This is a genomic window from Anoxybacillus thermarum, from assembly GCF_000836725.1.
Classification (GTDB): Bacteria; Bacillota; Bacilli; order Bacillales; family Anoxybacillaceae; genus Anoxybacillus; species Anoxybacillus thermarum.
Map to the genome: position 1 here is coordinate 43,652 of NZ_JXTH01000009.1, position 18,396 is coordinate 62,047.

Consider the following 18,396-nt stretch of genomic DNA (forward strand, 5'->3'; position numbering starts at 1 on the left):
CAGGGAGTAAACTACAAATAACAATCTTTACTTTGCTAATATATTAGCGAACTAAAGTAAAAGAAGGACGGGACGAAAATGAGAGTATTTATGTTTGAAAAGCCGCTCGGCATGCGGGATACGTTGCCGGATGTATATAAAACAAAACGTGCGTTGCGCGAAGCGATGATGGAAGAAATCGAAACGTGGGGATATTCGTTTATTGAAACGCCAACGTTAGAATATGATGAAACGGTCGGGAAGGCATCGGCCATTTTAGATCAGCAACTATTTAAGTTGCTTGATCGTGAAGGACATACGCTCGTATTGCGTCCCGATATGACTGCTCCTATTGCTCGTTTAGCGGCCTCGAAGCTATATGAGGAAGGTTGTCCGCTCCGTTTAGCGTATGCGGCAAATGTGTTTCGCGCTCAACAGCGGGAAGGAGGGCGACCGGCAGAGTTTGAACAAGTGGGTGTGGAATACATCGGAGACGGTACGATGTATGCTGATGCGGAAGTCATTAGTTTAATGATTTTTGCGTTAAAGCGGGCCGGACTATGTGATTTTACAGTAACGATTGGTCATATTGGTTACGTTGATGCGTTATTTTTTGATGTTTTGCGTCAAGAACAACGAGTAGAAACGTTGCGCCGCTTTTTATACGAAAAAAATTACGTCGGTTACCGAGAACATGTCAAGTCATTGTCGCTTTCTTCGATTGATCGCGATCGCCTTTTACGCCTTTTAACATTAAGGGGTGGAGGGGAAGTCATTGCAGAAGCAAAAACGTATGCCACGACAGAAGCAGAGCAGCGCGCTCTTGATGAATTAGAACAATTATGGACGTATGTTGACCAATATGGCGTTACGGATATGGTGAAATTAGATATGAGCTTAGTGAGTCATATGAGCTACTATACTGGCGTTCTTTTTGAAGTGTACGCAAAAAATGTTGGATTTTTACTTGGAAATGGTGGACGATACGATGGATTGCTAGCGAAATTTCATCGCCCATCACCTGCGACTGGCTTTAGCGTGCGGCTCGATCGTCTGATGGAAGCGATTGGGGAGCAGCGTCGTACAGAAAAAACGACGTGCATCATTTTTAGTCAAGAACGTTTTGCTGAGGCGTATGCGAAAGCCACGGAAATGAGACAAAAAGGAGAAAACGTCGTATTGCAGCACGTCGCAGGCATTCAAAATATGGATCAATTTACGGCATCGTTTGATGATGTGGTGTATGTACTAGGGAAACGCGGAAAGGATGAACGATGATGCTGACAGTTGCAATGCCAAAAGGACGTATTTTTACGGAGGCGCTCGTACTGTTAAAACAAGCGGGCTACGACATTCCTGATGACTTAGAACATTCACGAAAATTGATGATTGACGTTCCAAACGAACAGCTGCGCTTTATTTTAGCGAAGCCAATGGACGTAGTGACATACGTTGAACATGGGGTTGCCGATGTCGGCATTGCTGGGAAAGATGTGCTTCTTGAGGAAGAACGAGATGTGTATGAAATGTTAGATTTGCGCATTAGTCCTTGTTATTTGGCGGTGGCAGGGTTGCCAAACACGTGCGTTCACCCGATCGCCCCAAGAGTCGCAACAAAGTATCCAAATATCGCATCGACATATTTTCGGGAACAAGGGGAACAAGTTGAAATTATTAAACTAAATGGTTCTGTTGAATTAGCACCGCTCATCGGTTTAGCGGAACGAATTGTCGACATTGTTTCAACAGGGAGAACGTTAAAAGAAAACGGGCTTATTGAGCTCGAACGAATTGTTCATGTAACGTCGCGTTTTATTGTGAATCCGGTTAGTTATCGTATGCAAGATCGGGCGATTGAACATATGGTTGATCGCTTAACATATGCGATTGAGAAAGCGGGGGAGAGCAATGAGAATTGAACGTGTACAAGGGACGGTTTCGCTTCGGCGGACGATTGAAAGCGGAACAGAAGAACAAAGACAAGCGGTAAAACGAATTATTGATGATGTGCGAAATAACGGGGATGCCGCACTAAAAAAATATACGGAAATGTTTGATGGCATTTCACTTCGTACGCTAGCGGTTACGCAAGAAGAAATTGAAGAAGCGTATTGGCTCATTGACGAAGAAATTGTTCATATTATTCGCGAAGCGGCACAAAACATTCGCGAATATCACGAGCGGCAACGCGCGACGTCATGGTTTATGACGCGCGAAGATGGAACGATTCTCGGACAAAAAGTGACGCCTCTTGATGCGGTCGGTTTATATGTGCCGGGCGGAACAGCAGCTTATCCGTCGTCGGTACTGATGAATGTCATTCCTGCGCAAGTGGCTGGAGTGAAGCGTATCGTTATCGTTTCCCCGCCAAATGAGCGTGGGACGTTGCCGGCTGCTGTGCTTGTTGCGGCATGTGAGCTTGGTGTTCAAGAAATATATAAAGTGGGCGGCGCTCAAGCGATTGCTGCATTAGCGTACGGCACGGAGACGATTGAGCCGGTCGATAAGATCTTTGGACCTGGAAACATTTATGTCGCACTCGCGAAAAGGGAAGTGTTCGGTCAAGTCGATATTGATATGATTGCGGGACCGAGTGAAATTGTTGTGCTGGCGGATGAGACGGCAAAGCCGAATGAAATTGCGGCGGATTTATTATCGCAGGCGGAACATGATGAACGAGCGGTTAGCATATTTGTTACACCGTCTTTACAGCTTGCGTTAAAAGTAGAAGAAGAAGTCGAAAAGCAATTAGCTACCCTCCCGCGAAAAAACATCGCACAAAAGGCGATTCGCGATTATGGTGTCATTTATGTGACCGATACGATGAAGCAAGCGATTGACGTTGTAAACGAATTAGCGCCAGAACATTTAGAAATTATGACCGCCGAGCCGTTTGAGCAATTAAGTGACATTCGACATGCAGGTGCCATATTTTTAGGTCCGTACAGCTCTGAACCGGTTGGGGATTATTTTGCGGGAACGAATCATGTATTACCGACAAATGGGACCGCCCGTTTTTCGTCTGGGCTAACAGTCGATGCATTCACGAAAAAATCAAGCATCGTTTTTTATAGCGAGCAAGCATGGCAACAACATGGAGCGAAAATAGCCGCGTTTGCACGGTTAGAAGGACTTGAAGCACATGCGCGAGCAGTAGAGGAACGGTTGAAAAGGAGAGAAAAATAATGCGAACAGCGACAGTCAAACGAGTGACAAATGAAACACAAATTGAGCTTTCGTTTGCAATTGATGGGGAAGGAAAAGCAGAATTAAAAACAGGGGTACCGTTTTTAACACATATGCTTGATTTATTTACAAAACATGGACATTTTAATTTATCTGTTCACGCAAAAGGAGATACGCACATTGACGATCATCATACGACAGAAGATATCGGCATTTGTTTAGGGCAAGCGATTCGAGAAGCGCTCGGCGATAAAAAAGGGATAAAACGATACGGAAATGCGTTCGTTCCGATGGACGATGCGCTTGCCCAAGTCGTGATTGATGTAAGCAATCGTCCACATCTCGAGTTTCGCGGTCAGTTTCCAAGCGAAAAAGTAGGCACGTTTGATGTCGAGCTCGTGCACGAATTTTTATGGAAGTTAGCGTTAGAAGCACGAATGAATGTACACGTCACGATCCATTACGGTCGCAATACGCACCATATGATTGAAGCGGTATTTAAAGCGCTCGCTCGTGCGCTCGATGAGGCAACGATGATCGATCCGCGCGTAAAATCGGTACCGTCGACGAAAGGGATGTTGTAAATGATCGGCATCATTGATTATGGAATGGGAAATTTATACAGCGTCAGTAAAGCGTTAGAACGGCTAAACGTACCGTATATTGTTGAAAGTCATCAAGATCAATTGCGCCAAGCAGATGGCTTCATTTTACCGGGCGTTGGATCATTTAAAGATGCGATACACATATTGACGGAAACGAATCTAGACTCGTTTATCCACGAACAAGTAGCGAAAGGAAAGCCGATTCTCGGCATTTGTTTAGGCATGCAACTGTTGTTTGAAGAAAGCGAAGAAAATGGTTTGACGTCTGGTTTAAAATTGCTCCCAGGCCGCGTCGTTCGTTTTAGCGGTGTGACGAAAGAGGGAGAACGATATAAAGTGCCACATATGGGGTGGAATGAGCTCGTTTTTCATCAACGATCTCCGCTTTTTGATGGTGTTGAGCGAGGGCACGTATATTTCGTTCATTCGTATTATGTGCAAACGAGTGAGCCAACGGTTGTGTTAGCTAGCGCCCAATATGATGTGGAAGTTCCTGCGGTTGTTGGACGTGGCGCAATATTTGGTACACAATTTCATCCAGAGAAAAGCGGAACGCTCGGTATGCGTCTATTGCAAAACTATGCGAGGATTGTAGAAAGGGAGAGGGGCTAATGTTTACTATTTATCCAGCGATCGATATGCGCGGTGGGAAGTGCGTTCGCCTTACACAAGGAGATTACAATCAAGAAACGGTATACGGTCATTCCCCAGTTGAAATGGCTCGTTCGTTCGTTTTACAAGGCGCGACATGGATTCATATGGTCGATTTAGATGGGGCGAAAGAAGGGAGACGAGTGAATGATACATTCGTCGTTGAAGTAGCAAATACGCTTGGGGTGAGTGTTCAAATTGGTGGCGGCATTCGTACGGAAGAAGATGTCGCATATTATTTAGAGCGAGGTGTGGCACGCGTCATTTTAGGGAGCGCAGCCATTTCAAATCCTCCATTTGTAAAAGCGATGCTTCGCACATATGGTGAGCGCATTGTCATCGGCATTGATGCGAAAAATGGGTTTGTTGCGACGGAAGGATGGACGCATACATCAACGATCGATGCTGTTGAACTTGGCAAACAGCTTGCGGAAGCTGGGGCGGAAACGTTTATTTTTACTGATATCGCGACAGATGGAATGTTATCAGGACCAAATATCGACGCGGTCGTTCGGCTAGCGAAAGAAACGAACAAACGTGTCATTGCCTCCGGCGGCATTCGCTCGCTTGATGATTTACGCGCTTTAAAACAATTCGAAAACGACGGAGTATGTGGAGCAATTGTCGGCAAAGCGTTATATACAAATCAGTTTACCGTCGCTGAGGCGTTAAAGGCGGTGGAGAAATGATTACAAAGCGCATTATCCCTTGTTTAGATGTGAAAGATGGTCGCGTCGTGAAAGGCGTGCAATTTGTTTCCTTGCGCGATGCGGGCGATCCGGTTGAGCTTGCGCGCGTATACGATGAACAAGGGGCGGACGAGCTTGTTTTTTTAGATATTTCTGCGTCACATGAAGGACGAAAAACGATGGTAGACGTCGTGCGCCGTGTTGCTGCTCAGCTTGCGATTCCGTTTACTGTCGGAGGCGGAATTCGAACATTAGAAGATATGAAAACGATTTTGCGTGCGGGGGCGGACAAAGTGTCTGTCAATACATCGGCATTGTTGCGTCCCGAGCTTATTACAGAAGGAGCGCAATTTTTTGGTTCGCAATGTATTGTTGTGGCAATTGACGCAAAGTATGATCCAACGATGCAGTCGTGGCGCGTCTATACGCATGGCGGTCGGCGCCCAACGGATTGGGAAGTCGTTGACTGGGCGAAAGAGGCTGTGAAGCGCGGGGCAGGAGAAATTTTATTAACAAGTATGGATCGCGATGGCGGAAAAGATGGATTTGATTTAGAGTTAACGAAACGAGTAAGTGAAGCGGTGACCGTCCCTGTCATTGCATCGGGAGGAGCAGGGTGCGCTCAACATTTTGTTGATGTGTTTCAAATGGCTCAAGCGGATGCGGCATTAGCTGCCTCGATTTTTCATTATAAAGAAACGTCTGTCCAACAAGTGAAACAGTACGTGCGCGAAAAGGGGGTAAACGTTCGATGAATATTCGATTTAATGAGCAAGGGCTTGTGCCGGCCATCGTACAAGATGCGCACAGTAAAGAAGTGCTGACATTAGCATATATGAACGAGCAATCGCTACAAAAAACGTTAGAAACGAAAGAAACATGGTTTTACAGTCGCTCGCGGCAAGAGCTATGGCATAAAGGGGAAACGTCCGGAAACGTACAAAAAGTGGTTGACATTCGCTACGACTGCGATGCAGACGCACTTCTTATTCTTGTTGAGCCAAAAGGACCGGCATGCCATACGGGAGAATATTCTTGTTTTCATCATCGGTTGCAAGATGAAAAGCCTGTTGCCAAACCAGATCGTTTTGCAGTGCTAAATGTGTTAGAATCGGTCATTGCGGAGCGTGAAGCGAAGCGTCCTGAAGGATCGTACACAACATATTTATTTGAAAAAGGAATCGATAAAATCGCAAAAAAAGTTGGGGAAGAAGCAGCAGAAGTCATTATTGCAGCAAAAAACCGTTCAAAAGAAGAACTGCGATGGGAAGCAGCCGATTTATTGTATCATTTGCTCGTTTTGTTGCGTGAACAGCGCGTGTCGCTTGATGATGTGCTTTCTGTATTAGCGGAGCGTCATCGATAACGCTTTTTCGCCCATCCATGTTGTTCTGGAGCGAAAATGTGGTATACTTTCTTTCGGTGAAAGAAATCAACATGGAGGGTTCGATGGAAAAACATTTGCAAAAACGTGTCGGAAAAGTTATTCCGTTTATTCAAGACGGTACGTACTTTTTTAATAAAGGGTTAGCATGCTATCGTCGCCGTGATTTGCATAAAGCGAAAGCATATTTGCAACGGGCGGTACAACTTGAGCCAGAACAAACCACATTTGCATGTCAATTGGCGATTGTATTGTCAGAATTAGGGGAATATGCGCAATCGAACGAATGGTTATTGCGCGTCATTGAACGTGATGACGATTTAACGGAATGCTTTTATTTTTTAGCAAACAACTATGCCCACTTAGGGTTATTTGGCGAGGCGGCGAAGTATGCTGAACAATATATGGAGCGCGAGCCAGACGGGGAATTTGCGGAATATACGCTCGATTTATTAGATATTTTAACGATTGAACAAGATGATGATGAGTGGCTCAATTATGACGAGATGTTAATAAAACAAGAACGGGCTCGCTCGCTGCTTGAAAAAGGTGAATTTCAGGAAGCGATTGCTTTGTTTGAAGAAATGATTAAACAACATCCAGAAAATTGGGCCGCTTACAACAATTTAGCGCTCGCTTATTTTTATCAAGGGAATGTCGAAAAAGCGAGACGAACGATCGAATATATTTTGGAAAAAAATCCAGGCAATTTACATGCGCTTTGCAATGATGCGGTATTTTCGTATTATTTACGGGAGCAAGAGCGATTGTTTTTACTCACTCATTCGTTGCAAAACGTATATCCGATTTCATTTGAGCATCGTTATAAGCTTGGAGTGACGTTTGCGATTGTTGGACGCTATGACTTAGCTTTTCAATGGTTTCGTCAATTACAACGGCGCGGCTTTGAAGGAGATGCACCGTTTTATTATTGGTATGCATATGCTGCATATCATATGGGATGTCGCACGTTGGCGGAGTCGATGTGGCAAAAATTAATTGTGCTTCATCCAGATAAAAAAGGAAGCGAGCCATGGCGCTATCGTGAACAGACGATTGAGCATATTCAATCGCTATTTGAAAAGCAAGATATCGCTTCTTCATTTTATGCGTTATATTTAATTAGCAAATCGTTTGTAGCAGACGATTGTCCGTTTCCGAAGCAATCGTGGTCTCATCCGTTTTTACAGCAGTGGAGCGATTATATATATGGAAATAAATCTCAAAAACCTATGGTAGATGCGCACCGCATTGTCACGTTACTTGTTCAACATAACGGTTTTGAATACGAGGCTTTATATATTGCTTGGTTTTCTTTTTTTGTTGAGGCGATGAGGGAAATCGATTCATTTTCCAATCACGAGGCTTGGGCAGCGGCGTTTGAATATATGTTTCGTAAACATCGTGGTGAGCGTGTGACGCAGCGAATGCTTGGAGAACGTTATGGAGTGTCCGTCGCAACGATTGGAAAGTATGTGAAAGTGATTAAACAAACGTGGCACGAATGAGCAAGTTAATAGACCCTTTTGTTTTGTTGTATTACGATAGAAATATGGAAACGATAAAATGGAGAAGCATGCAGAAAGGGTGGAAGAAACGTGTCACAAGAAAAAATTTATGATGTCATTATTATCGGTGCAGGTCCGGCAGGAATGACGGCAGCAGTGTACACATCGCGGGCGAATTTATCGACGCTTATGCTTGAGCGTGGAGTTCCCGGTGGTCAAATGGCAAATACAGAAGAAGTAGAAAACTATCCAGGTTATGACCATATTCTTGGACCGGAATTGGCGACAAAAATGTTTGAGCACGCGAAAAAGTTTGGCGCCGAATACGCATATGGTGATGTAAAAGAAGTGATTGACGGCGAAGAATACAAAACGGTTGTGACGAGCAACCAACAATATAAAGCTCGTGCGATCATCATTGCAACAGGGGCAGAGTATAAAAAGCTCGGCGTTCCTGGCGAAAAAGAATTAGGGGGACGCGGCGTTTCATATTGTGCGGTATGTGACGGAGCGTTTTTTAAAGGGAAAGAGCTTGTCGTCGTTGGTGGTGGAGACTCAGCTGTTGAAGAAGGCGTATATTTAACACGCTTTGCAAGCAAAGTGACGATCGTTCATCGCCGAGACCAGTTGCGTGCACAAAAAATTTTACAGCAACGCGCATTTGCAAATGAAAAAATTGATTTCATTTGGAATCATACTGTGAAGCAAATTAACGAAAAAGATGGTCGTGTCGGCAGCGTGACGCTCGTTCATACGCAAACAGGGGAAGAGCGTGAGTTTCCATGTGATGGTGTGTTTATTTACATCGGCATGGTTCCATTAACAAAGCCGTTTGTTTCACTCGGCATTACAAACGAAAATGGCTACATTGAAACGAACGAGCTGATGGAAACAAAAGTGGCTGGCATTTTTGCGGCGGGAGATGTTCGTGAAAAGTCGCTTCGTCAAATTGTTACGGCAACAGGAGACGGAAGTATTGCGGCACAAAGCGCACAACATTACGTGGAAGAACTAAAGGAAAAGCTTAACATTAAGTAATAAAAACGTAATGTTGCTTTAATTGAACTGTAACACGCTTGAAACAATAAAAGAGTATGATAAAAGTAAGTAATTGACCCCCTTTTTATATACACTTGTTGGCACGGGCTTTCGTCCCGTGCTTTCTTTTTTATGTGATGAAAACGTTTCAAAATTTATACTTTGTGACCGTTTGTAAGAAATAGTATAATGAAAAAAACATATTCATTATTGAGTATTGAGGTGAACGGACGTTGCAACGAGTAACGAACTGCGTATTAGTAAAAGACGGACACGTTCTTTTGTTGAAAAAGCCTCGGCGTGGCTGGTGGGTGGCGCCGGGTGGAAAAATGGAACAAGGGGAATCGGTACGAGAAGCTTGTGTGCGTGAATATCGTGAGGAAACAGGCATTTATATTAAAAACCCGCAATTAAAAGGGGTATTTACATTTGTCATGAAACGAGGAGAAGAAGTCGTTTCGGAGTGGATGATGTTCACATTTTTTGCGGAACATTTTGAAGGTGAAAACGTATTACAATGTGAAGAAGGAGAACTTGCTTGGCATCCCATTGAGCACATTCCAACGCTTCCGATGGCGCCGGGCGATTACCATATTATTGATTATGTCATTAAAGGAACAGGAATCATGTATGGCACGTTTACGTATACAGAGGAATTTGAGCTGTTGTCTTACCGACTTGATCCGAGTTAAAGAGAGGGGAGAGAAAGATGAGCACAGGTTCAGCACACATTCAAATGGTTATTATTACCGGTATGTCAGGGGCAGGAAAAACGGTGGCTATCCAGAGCTTTGAAGATTTAGGCTATTTTTGTGTCGACAATTTACCGCCGACATTATTGCCGAAGTTTCTTGAATTAATTCGTGAATCAGGAAATAAAATGAATAAAATTGCGCTCGTCATGGATTTGCGGAGCCGTGACTTTTTTGACCGTCTCTTTGCCGCGCTAGATGATTTAGCGGAAACATCATGGGTGACTCCACAAATTTTATTTTTAGATGCAAGCGATGCGACGCTCGTGAGCCGTTATAAAGAAACGCGCCGTTCCCATCCCCTTGCGCCGAGCGGATTGCCGCTTGAAGGAATTAAGTTGGAGCGCGAGTTGCTTGAAGAATTAAAAGGGCGGGCGCAAATGATTATTGATACGTCCAGCTTAAAACCGCGAGAGTTGCGTGAAAAAATTGTTCAAACATTTGCAACACCAACAACGACAACCTTTTCTGTAAATGTCGTTTCATTTGGTTTCAAATACGGTCTACCGATTGATGCCGATCTCGTTTTTGATGTACGCTTCTTGCCAAATCCGCACTACATTGAACATATGCGTCCGAAAACAGGATTAGATGAAGAAGTGTCATCTTACGTATTAAAGTGGACGGAAACGCAAAAATTTATTGAAAAAGTCAAAGATTTGTTGGCGTTTATGCTTCCGCACTATAAACGAGAAGGAAAAAGCCAAGTTGTAATTGCAATCGGATGTACAGGTGGACAGCATCGTTCTGTTACGTTAGCCGAGTATATCGCGAGCCATTTTGCAGACGAATATACAACGCACGTGTCACATCGAGATATTGCAAAAAGAAAGGATACGTACCGATGAAAAAAATTGTTGTCATTGGTGGGGGAACAGGTCTCCCTGTGTTGCTTCGCGGGCTGAAGCAATATAATGTCGATTTAACAGCGATTGTGACCGTTGCAGATGACGGTGGCAGTTCAGGAAGATTGCGCGACGAACTCGATATGCCCCCGCCTGGAGATATTCGAAATGTGCTTGCTGCTCTTTCAGATGTGGAGCCGCTAATTATTGAATTATTTCAACATCGCTTTGAAAACGGAAATGGGTTATCAGGTCATTCGCTCGGCAATTTAATTTTAGCGGCGATGACGTCAATTACCGGCGATTTTGTGCATGCGGTTCGTGAAATGGGGAAAGTGTTAAATGTGCGTGGAAAAGTGTTGCCAGCAGCGAATGAAAGCGTTGTGTTGCATGCAGAAATGGAAGATGGGACGATTGTATCAGGGGAGTCAAAAATTCCGTATTCCGGAAAAAAAATAAAGCGTGTATTTTTAACTCCGACAAATATTGAACCGCTCGAAGAAACGATTATAGAATTGCGGTCGGCCGACTTAATTGTCATCGGTCCCGGAAGTTTGTACACAAGCATTTTACCGAACCTACTCGTTCCTAAACTTGGCGAAGAGGTATGTCAATCCAAAGCGAAAAAAGTATATATATGCAACGTCATGACCCAGGCAGGAGAAACGTTAAACTATACAGCGAGCGATCATGTGAAAGCGCTGTATGATCATATGGCGTGTGCATTTTTAGATGCAATCATTGTAAACGATGCGCCGATTTTGCCAGAAACAAAGGAGCGATATGCAAAAGAATTGGCTGCGCCGGTCGTTTGCGATACAGCGCAGTTAGAAGCGCTCGGTTTACAAGTCATTTGTGATGCGATCATTGATGAGCGAGATGGAACGGTGCGTCACGATACAAAAAAAGTAGCGGCGTTGCTCCTTTCGCTCCTTGCACCTCCTTCCCACGGCACATATTCATAGGGGGTGAGATTGTTGTCGTTTGCATCGGAAACAAAAAAAGAATTGACGAATATCGAAGTAAAGACGTGTTGTTTAAAAGCGGAATTGTCCGCCTTAATTCGAATGAACGGTTCGATTTCGTTTTCCAATCGTCGACTATTGTTAAATATTCAAACGGAAAATGCCGCAATTGCAAGGCGGATTTATACGTTATTAAAAAAAGGGTACGACGTAGCGGTCGAACTACTTGTTCGTAAAAAGATGCGACTAAAGAAAAATAACGTGTATATTGTACGCGTGGTAGAAGGGACGCATGAGTTATTGTCGGATTTAAAAATTATGGAAGAAGGATTTTCTTTCGTCCGCTCCATTTCACCAGAGCTTGTGCAAAAAAAATGTTGCAAGCGTTCGTATTTGCGGGGCGCCTTTTTAGCTGGGGGATCTGTCAACAATCCGGAAACATCGTCTTATCATTTAGAAATTTTTTCATTGTATCGTGAGCATAACGAATCGCTTTGTGAACTGATGAACACGAATTTTCATTTACATGCGCGCACGCTCGAGCGAAAAAAAGGGTTTATTACGTATTTAAAAGAAGCAGAGAAAATTGGGGAATTTTTAAGCATTATCGGCGCGCATCAAGCGTTATTGCGATTTGAAGATGTGCGTATCGTCCGCGATATGCGCAATTCTGTCAATCGTCTTGTCAATTGCGAAACGGCGAACTTAAACAAAACGATTGGTGCAGCGTTACGCCAAGTCGAAAACATTCGTTATATTGATGAAACGATCGGACTTGATCAACTGCCAGAAAAACTTCGTGAAATTGCAAAATTGCGCATGGAATATCAAGATGTAACATTAAAAGAACTTGGGGAAATGGTTACAGGAGGAAAAATTAGTAAATCTGGTATTAACCATCGTCTGCGCAAATTAGATGAAATTGCGGAACGACTTCGTGCCGGTCAGCCAATTGATTTCCATAAATCTTTATAAAATTAATAGGAGGAATACATGATGGTAGAAAAACAAGTGGAAGTACGCCTAAAAACAGGATTGCAAGCACGTCCAGCAGCGTTGTTTGTTCAAGAAGCGAACCGCTTTTCAGCTGACGTTTATATCGAAAAAGACGGGAAAAAAGTAAATGCGAAAAGTATTATGGGCGTCATGAGCTTGGCGATTCATACAGGGGCGGTCATTACGATTTATGCGGATGGATCCGATGAACAAGAAGCGTTAAACAAGCTTGTTCACTATGTTGAACAAGAAGCATAATAAAAAAAGGCGGGCATGCCGCCTTTTTTTATTTTTCGTCAACGCGTGTTAATACGCGGTCAATTAAACCATACTCTTTTGCTTTTTCAGCTGTCATAAAGTTGTCGCGGTCTGTGTCGCGCTCAATGACTTCGATCGGTTGTCCTGTATTTTCAGACAAAATGCGGTTTAATTTATCGCGTAAGAATAAAATGCGTTTTGCCGCAATTTCAATTTCTGTCGCTTGACCTTGTACGCCACCAAGCGGCTGATGAATCATAATTTCGCTATTTGGTAACGCAAACCGTTTTCCTTTGGCGCCCGCTGCGAGTAAAAATGCGCCCATAGAAGCAGCCATACCGATACAAATCGTTGATACGTCTGGTTTAATAAATTGCATCGTGTCGTAAATTGCCATGCCGGCTGTAATGGATCCACCCGGACTGTTAATGTAAAGAGAAATATCTTTTTCAGGATCTTCTGCTGCTAAAAATAAAAGTTGAGAAACGATCGAGTTGGCAACATGATCGTCAATTGGGCTTCCTAAAATAATGATGCGGTCTTTTAATAAACGGGAGTAAATGTCATAGGCGCGCTCCCCGCGGCTCGTTTGTTCAATAACTGTAGGAATTAAGTTCATACTCTTCCTCCTCCAATAAATCGTTTTTTATGTACTTCTATCATACAAAAAAGGTCAATAAAGGTCAAATAAAACACCTTCTGCTTATATGTATTCGCTTTTTTTCTTCTACATCCCTTCTTACATCGTTTCCTCTTCCTAAAATTTTAAACGTCATTTCTCTTGCAATTTTTTTATGTGTTCACTATAATGGTAAGTGCATTTATCATTGCGCCCTCGTAGTGTAGTGGATAGCACGAGAGATTCCGGTTCTCTTAGCGTGGGTTCGAATCCTGCCGAGGGCGTTTTTTTTATCTCGATGGTTCAGATTAAAAATCACCAAACCCTTGATACGACTGCGTTTGCGGTCGTTTTTTATTTTTCGAAAATCCGATTGAAAACGATAGAATTCGAAAAAATTTTGCACGAATTTTGCACGGCTATTTTGCATGGTAGAGCTCCTCCATCGCGAGATCAACCTGCCGAGATTCTTTTTGTTCCATCTCGTCTAAAATGTGCGAATACGTTTGTAAGGTGGTCACAATATCTTTATGCCCCAGCCGCTGGGAAACGTATTTAATATTCACCCCTTTATATAGGAGCATGGATGCATGGGTGTGTCGGAGCCCGTGGCAGGTGATGGTTTTAACCCCGACTTTTTTGCACAGCGCATCGCGAAACTTGAAACGGATGTGGATATGCTCCGCTCGGATATGGTTGATGTGAAAACTCGTCTTGCGGTGGCGGAGAGCAACATTAAAGACATGCGTGAAGATATTTCAGCGATCAAAAGCAACACAACATGGATTTTGCGTTTGATTATCGGCGGTATTGTGGGAGCGTTACTCACTTTTATCATTCAGGGAGGCGTTCAATAATGGAAGCGATTCTTTCGATTGAATTCACGGCATATGTGGCGCTAGCAGTATTATTGTATGCCATTCGTGAAGCAACAAACATTCCTAATCGTTTTATTCCAATTGTTGCAGTGTTTCTAGGCGTTGCTTTCTCCATATTCGAAAGCAGCGCTTTTTCTTTTGATGTGTTAGTCAAAGGGCTTCAATATGCGCTGTATGGCGTTGGTTCGGTGGCAACAATAAAATATGTGCTTGAAAAAGGAGAGGGCCGGAAATGAAAAAAATCTTCTTGGACAAAGGACACGGGGGCAACGATCCTGGTGCGGTAGCAAACGGATTGCAAGAAAAGGTTTTGACGCATAAAATCGTGGAGTATGCGACCGATTATTTAGCGGCTCATTACGAAGGGTTTACACAACGGGTTAGCCGCGAAGGCGATCAATCCCTTACTCTTGACCAACGCGCAGACATGGCGAACAAGTGGGGCGCGGATGTATTTGTTAGTGTTCACATTAACGCTGGCAAGGGCACAGGGTTTGAAACGTATGTCTACAACGGCGGCGTTTCTTCCCAAACGGTCGCTTTGCAAAACGTGTTGCATGGCGAAATTCTAGCGGCTATGCGTCAGTTCGGAAATATCACAGACCGAGGCAAGAAACGGGCTAATTACGCTGTGTTACGCGAAACAAAAATGCCAGCCGTTTTGACCGAAAACTTATTCATCGACAGCAACGACGCAAAATACTTGAAAAACGAGGCATTCATAAAGGCAGTTGGCGAAGCACACGCGCGCGGAGTGGCGAAGTTTTTGGGATTGCCGCAAAAAGCAAAGCCACAATCACAACAAAAATCGACTGACGGAAAATTGTATCGCGTGCAAGTCGGGTCGTTCAGTGACCGAAAAAACGCGGAACGACTGGCAGAAGAATTGAAGAAAAAAGGATACCCGACGATTATTGTATGATTCCCCTGCTACTCGGCAGGGGATTTTTTGTTTTTTACGACATGTTTCGACATTTTCCATGATGGTTGTCTGATATGATAATAAACAAAAAATAACTAGGAGGATCAAAAATGTACGTTGTGGATAGTGTTGGTAGAGTCACTTATCCATCTAACTTTGCAAATAATTTATGGAATGGGCAAACGCTAAAAAGAGGTGATAGAAATGATTATGTGAAGACATTGCAATCTTGGCTTTACAGAGCCGGATTTAACCCTGGGGGGATTGATGGAGTTTACGGAGCAAATACAGAGAAGGCTGTGAAGGAATTTCAGAAGAAGGTTGGAATCACGGCCGATGGAATTGCGGGGAAACAAACGTACCAAGCTCTGCAAAAGTATGTCAGAACACAAACAACAGTGTCCCGATCAAACTCATCAGGTAGCGATGATCGTTGGACAGGTCAGACGCTTAGGGAAGGAGATCGGGGACAAGCGGTAAAAGATTTGCAGGCTAAGCTTCAACGATTGGGGTATAACGTCGGAGCTGTTGATGGTATTTACGGTAAACAAACAGCAGAGGCAGTGAAAAGCTTTCAAAAAGCGCATGGGTTGACAGCGGATGGCTTGGCGGGAAAAAGCACTTATCATGCTATTGAGCAGGGCATACAGCAAAAAAATTATTATAATCAAAAAACGATTATTCAGAATAAGTATAAAGCATTGGAAAATAAGGTTCATTCTAAAGATTCTACGTGGGGAGAAGTGGTAAAATCTTTAAAGGAAATCGCTAAACTATGATTTGATTTTATCATTGGAGATGATATTAAAACTTTATTGAATCCCAGCGCTGATACAATTGATAAAGTTATTGCGGCTTTAAGTTTTATTCCGGGTGGAAAGATAGTCAACGGTGAAATAAAATTAGCTAAGCTAGGAAGTAAAATCGAAGTTAAGTTTGATCAAAAATTCCTAAGTGAGATTTCGAAAACAAAACCAATAAATCTTCCCTCATACAAAACTATAAGCATAGATATGGAGCATATCTTATCAGGTCATATTAAATCGGGAAATCGGGCAAAACAAAGCGGAAAGAAAGATTTGTTTCCTGAAAATATGACTACTAAACAAATAGAAAAGGCAATTATAGAGGCTTATAAAAACGGGAAAAAGTTAAAATCTCAAGGCGATAGGGTGAAAATTGAAGGATATGGGGGAGGAATGAAAATAGAAATGTGGGTCAATCTGAAGACAAAAATCATAGAGACTGCTTATCCTAAATTTTAGAAAGGGTGATTATGTTGTTAAAAGACATTGAAGTTGTAGTAAATACAAATTCAATATTCATGAACACTAGTAGAAATGTTATAGGTGAAATTTATCTAAAGATTGGTGATTTCTTTTTTCCCGAAGAAGGCTGGAATGATTTTGTGGTGGTGATTCTAGGATGGTGGCAAAAAAACATTATGAATATTAAAAATGATAGAATTGGGACAGTGTATGAATTCGACTTTATGGATGGACCTTGGTTTATGAAGGGAAAGAAAATTTCAGAGCACACGATCGGATTGGAATTTGTAAGGAATAAAAGTGATTCTCAACAAATTGTCTTCACGTGTTTATGTCAAGTAGCACAATTACAACAATCCATTTTAAATGCTACTGAAAAACTCTTGATAGAGTTAAAATCGAGGAAATGGCATTCCGATGATATTGAAGAGTTGGATAAAATTTGGCGACTATTGCAGTCTCTTAATTAGTAACGAACTTTGACAAGTTTTTTGGTTTCCATAGCCAATAAAACAGAAATGATGACTGTTTTAATGAAGAATTGTCGCAGCATGTGGTTTTTCAATGCCGCACTCGATGAAATATGGGAAAAGGCGGAGTGATCCGCCTTTTTTTCTGTGAAAATAAAGGGTTCATGAACGGTTATTTTCATGCTTGGGTGGCGAGAAAAACTTCCTCATGGGTGTTTTCTGTGAAAATAATGAATCCATGAGCGGTTATTTTCATGCTTGGGTGGCGAGTAAAAGCTTACTCATGGATGTTTTTTGACCACGTGACCACATTGTGACCACGAATTTAATCAAAAATTATATTTTTTATTGGATATTTAAACCTTACAAGTCTCTAAAAATCCCTATAATTCAACATTTAACAGACTTAAAGAAACTTTGATGTCCATTGATAAGCGATGGGCGGCATGATGTAATCCGCCTAGCGAAACAAAGAACACTGGGAGTAATCCCGGTGTTCTTTTTCTTTTTGCCGCTGGGCAGTAGTCAAATTGAACGTGAAGCTTTGCACTCGGGGCGGCAGGATGGAGCTTGAGTTCTTTGACGAGCAGCGGCGGGGCCGCAGCATCAGCAACCACTCCGCGGCGGCCTGTCGACCACGTGTGAACTACCCCTACTTAATTTTCTAGCGAAAATTTGAAGTGGGGGCTTCCAAAGAAGTTTGACTGCTTCAAGCAATCCTTATTCTTTGAGGCGTGTCCACTTCGCCGCTAGAGCATAAGACACTCAGGTCTACAGCTTTACTTTTCTTTAAGATGTTTAATGCGCCATTGACATCAGCATTAATTAGTTTGCCAGACTTTGTTCGATACAAGCCGCGCTTAATACGTTTGCCGCTGAACTTATATTCTTTTGGATTGTCGGCATTATATTCAGGAATCTCATCACCGTCAAAAAAGCTGGCTTGAGACGTATATGATTCTTCCTGTTTCAAGAATTCAATGCCGTAAAATTCACAAAGATATTCTATATAAATTGAAATAAAGGTTTTCTCCCGTTCCACGGCGAATAAATACAAAGAGAAAATAGGGGAACGGAGAGAAAATATGATGCCAAATCACAAAGACGAGATCGAAAAGTTGTCCACTGCCATGAAAGAAGCAAAAAGTAAACGAGCATATGAACGCTACCAAGCGATTTATCTTCATTTGCAGGGATATACCAAAGGAGAAATCGCAACGATTATTGGTCGATCCAAGAAAACTATTTATAACTATATTCATGCCTACGCCCAGCGCGGTCTTGATGGACTGGAGATGAAATACTCACCTGGCGCCCCACGTCGATTGACCCCTGAGCAGGAAAAAGAGCTGGCTTTGATCATTGAACATCAGCTCCCCGTAG

23 protein-coding genes, 1 tRNA gene and 2 pseudogenes are annotated in these 18,396 nt (G+C 42.9%); 23 read left to right on the forward strand and 3 right to left on the reverse strand.

Features of this window, described 5'->3' with window-relative positions:
• Positions 1-78 precede the first annotated feature (78 nt).
• The 15 genes from LH47_RS03695 (at position 79) to LH47_RS03765 (ending at position 12,856) form a co-directional block, all read left to right on the forward strand.
• Positions 79-1,257 carry an ATP phosphoribosyltransferase regulatory subunit gene (locus LH47_RS03695; RefSeq protein WP_043964822.1) on the forward strand — a complete coding sequence of 393 codons (1,179 nt, stop codon included), beginning with the start codon at positions 79-81 and terminating at the stop codon, positions 1,255-1,257.
• Positions 1,257-1,898 carry an ATP phosphoribosyltransferase gene (hisG, locus tag LH47_RS03700; RefSeq protein ID WP_200890845.1) on the forward strand — a complete coding sequence of 214 codons (642 nt, stop codon included), beginning with the start codon at positions 1,257-1,259 and terminating at the stop codon, positions 1,896-1,898. Before LH47_RS03695 ends, hisG begins: the two co-directional genes overlap by 1 nt.
• The gene (gene hisD / locus LH47_RS03705) at positions 1,888-3,165 is read left to right on the forward strand and encodes a histidinol dehydrogenase (RefSeq protein WP_043964824.1); all 1,278 of its coding nucleotides are present in this window, start codon (positions 1,888-1,890) and stop codon (positions 3,163-3,165) included. Before hisG ends, hisD begins: the two co-directional genes overlap by 11 nt.
• Entirely contained in the window at positions 3,165-3,749 is a 585-nt protein-coding gene (hisB, locus tag LH47_RS03710) for an imidazoleglycerol-phosphate dehydratase HisB (protein ID WP_407637148.1), read from the forward strand. The genes hisD and hisB overlap by 1 nt, the downstream gene beginning before the upstream one ends.
• Positions 3,750-4,382 (forward strand): imidazole glycerol phosphate synthase subunit HisH, encoded by a 633-nt coding sequence (gene hisH / locus LH47_RS03715; protein WP_043964826.1) that lies wholly within the window; start codon positions 3,750-3,752, stop codon positions 4,380-4,382.
• Positions 4,382-5,110, forward strand: a complete 729-nt coding sequence (hisA, locus tag LH47_RS03720) for a 1-(5-phosphoribosyl)-5-[(5-phosphoribosylamino)methylideneamino]imidazole-4-carboxamide isomerase (RefSeq protein ID WP_043964827.1) — start codon at positions 4,382-4,384, stop codon at positions 5,108-5,110. The genes hisH and hisA overlap by 1 nt, the downstream gene beginning before the upstream one ends.
• On the forward strand, positions 5,107-5,865 hold the full coding sequence (gene hisF, locus LH47_RS03725) for an imidazole glycerol phosphate synthase subunit HisF (protein WP_043964828.1): 759 nt from the start codon (positions 5,107-5,109) through the stop codon (positions 5,863-5,865). The genes hisA and hisF overlap by 4 nt, the downstream gene beginning before the upstream one ends.
• Positions 5,862-6,476 (forward strand): bifunctional phosphoribosyl-AMP cyclohydrolase/phosphoribosyl-ATP diphosphatase HisIE, encoded by a 615-nt coding sequence (hisIE, locus tag LH47_RS03730; RefSeq protein ID WP_043964829.1) that lies wholly within the window; start codon positions 5,862-5,864, stop codon positions 6,474-6,476. Before hisF ends, hisIE begins: the two co-directional genes overlap by 4 nt.
• 83 nt (positions 6,477-6,559) lie before the next feature.
• Positions 6,560-8,002 (forward strand): tetratricopeptide repeat protein, encoded by a 1,443-nt coding sequence (locus LH47_RS03735; protein ID WP_043964830.1) that lies wholly within the window; start codon positions 6,560-6,562, stop codon positions 8,000-8,002.
• A gap of 90 nt (positions 8,003-8,092) precedes the next feature.
• A complete protein-coding gene (gene trxB, locus LH47_RS03740) occupies positions 8,093-9,040 on the forward strand; it encodes a thioredoxin-disulfide reductase (RefSeq protein WP_043964831.1) in 948 nt (315 codons plus the stop codon).
• A 233-nt stretch (positions 9,041-9,273) separates the two neighbouring features.
• A complete protein-coding gene (locus LH47_RS03745; RefSeq protein WP_043964832.1) occupies positions 9,274-9,732 on the forward strand; it encodes an NUDIX hydrolase in 459 nt (152 codons plus the stop codon).
• A gap of 17 nt (positions 9,733-9,749) precedes the next feature.
• Positions 9,750-10,640 (forward strand): RNase adapter RapZ, encoded by an 891-nt coding sequence (rapZ, locus tag LH47_RS03750; protein WP_043964833.1) that lies wholly within the window; start codon positions 9,750-9,752, stop codon positions 10,638-10,640.
• Positions 10,637-11,602 (forward strand): gluconeogenesis factor YvcK family protein, encoded by a 966-nt coding sequence (locus LH47_RS03755; RefSeq protein ID WP_043964834.1) that lies wholly within the window; start codon positions 10,637-10,639, stop codon positions 11,600-11,602. The genes rapZ and LH47_RS03755 overlap by 4 nt, the downstream gene beginning before the upstream one ends.
• A 12-nt stretch (positions 11,603-11,614) precedes the next feature.
• Positions 11,615-12,577, forward strand: a complete 963-nt coding sequence (gene whiA, locus LH47_RS03760) for a DNA-binding protein WhiA (protein ID WP_043964835.1) — start codon at positions 11,615-11,617, stop codon at positions 12,575-12,577.
• A 21-nt stretch (positions 12,578-12,598) separates the two neighbouring features.
• Positions 12,599-12,856 carry an HPr family phosphocarrier protein gene (locus tag LH47_RS03765; protein ID WP_035062829.1) on the forward strand — a complete coding sequence of 86 codons (258 nt, stop codon included), beginning with the start codon at positions 12,599-12,601 and terminating at the stop codon, positions 12,854-12,856.
• 28 nt (positions 12,857-12,884) lie between these two features.
• Here the strand turns inward: LH47_RS03765 and clpP are convergent, their stop codons facing one another.
• On the reverse strand, positions 12,885-13,475 hold the full coding sequence (gene clpP, locus LH47_RS03770; RefSeq protein ID WP_004892507.1) for an ATP-dependent Clp endopeptidase proteolytic subunit ClpP: 591 nt from the start codon (positions 13,473-13,475) through the stop codon (positions 12,885-12,887).
• 212 nt (positions 13,476-13,687) lie between these two features.
• On the opposite strand from clpP, the gene LH47_RS03775 reads away from it, so the two are divergent.
• Positions 13,688-13,759, forward strand: a tRNA-Arg gene (locus tag LH47_RS03775).
• 135 nt (positions 13,760-13,894) lie between these two features.
• Here the strand turns inward: LH47_RS03775 and LH47_RS15015 are convergent.
• Positions 13,895-14,119: pseudogene (locus tag LH47_RS15015) on the reverse strand (tyrosine-type recombinase/integrase); the annotation flags it as partial.
• Between LH47_RS15015 and LH47_RS03785 the strand changes: the two are divergent.
• The 6 genes from LH47_RS03785 (at position 14,066) to LH47_RS03810 (ending at position 17,013) form a co-directional block, all read left to right on the forward strand.
• Positions 14,066-14,332, forward strand: coding sequence for a hemolysin XhlA family protein (locus LH47_RS03785; protein ID WP_084221242.1), 267 nt, complete (start codon positions 14,066-14,068; stop codon positions 14,330-14,332). The pseudogene LH47_RS15015 and the gene LH47_RS03785 sit on opposite strands and share 54 nt — an antisense overlap.
• A complete protein-coding gene (locus tag LH47_RS03790) occupies positions 14,332-14,589 on the forward strand; it encodes a hypothetical protein (RefSeq protein ID WP_043964837.1) in 258 nt (85 codons plus the stop codon). Before LH47_RS03785 ends, LH47_RS03790 begins: the two co-directional genes overlap by 1 nt.
• Positions 14,586-15,275, forward strand: coding sequence for an N-acetylmuramoyl-L-alanine amidase (locus tag LH47_RS03795; protein WP_043964838.1), 690 nt, complete (start codon positions 14,586-14,588; stop codon positions 15,273-15,275). The genes LH47_RS03790 and LH47_RS03795 overlap by 4 nt, the downstream gene beginning before the upstream one ends.
• 110 nt (positions 15,276-15,385) lie before the next feature.
• Positions 15,386-16,054: a peptidoglycan-binding domain-containing protein gene (locus tag LH47_RS17145; protein WP_326938907.1), complete on the forward strand. Its 669-nt coding sequence runs from the start codon at positions 15,386-15,388 to the stop codon at positions 16,052-16,054.
• A 36-nt stretch (positions 16,055-16,090) separates the two neighbouring features.
• The gene (locus LH47_RS16625; protein ID WP_043964839.1) at positions 16,091-16,540 is read left to right on the forward strand and encodes an EndoU domain-containing protein; all 450 of its coding nucleotides are present in this window, start codon (positions 16,091-16,093) and stop codon (positions 16,538-16,540) included.
• A gap of 11 nt (positions 16,541-16,551) precedes the next feature.
• Positions 16,552-17,013 (forward strand): hypothetical protein, encoded by a 462-nt coding sequence (locus LH47_RS03810; RefSeq protein WP_033020066.1) that lies wholly within the window; start codon positions 16,552-16,554, stop codon positions 17,011-17,013.
• 709 nt (positions 17,014-17,722) lie between these two features.
• Here LH47_RS03810 and LH47_RS15020 read toward each other — a convergent pair.
• A pseudogene (locus LH47_RS15020) lies at positions 17,723-18,022 on the reverse strand (zinc ribbon domain-containing protein); the annotation flags it as partial.
• Positions 18,023-18,098: 76 nt separating this feature from the next.
• On the opposite strand from LH47_RS15020, the gene LH47_RS03825 reads away from it, so the two are divergent.
• On the forward strand, positions 18,099-18,396 hold a 298-nt coding region (locus LH47_RS03825; RefSeq protein ID WP_043964842.1), incomplete at its 3' end, for a helix-turn-helix domain-containing protein.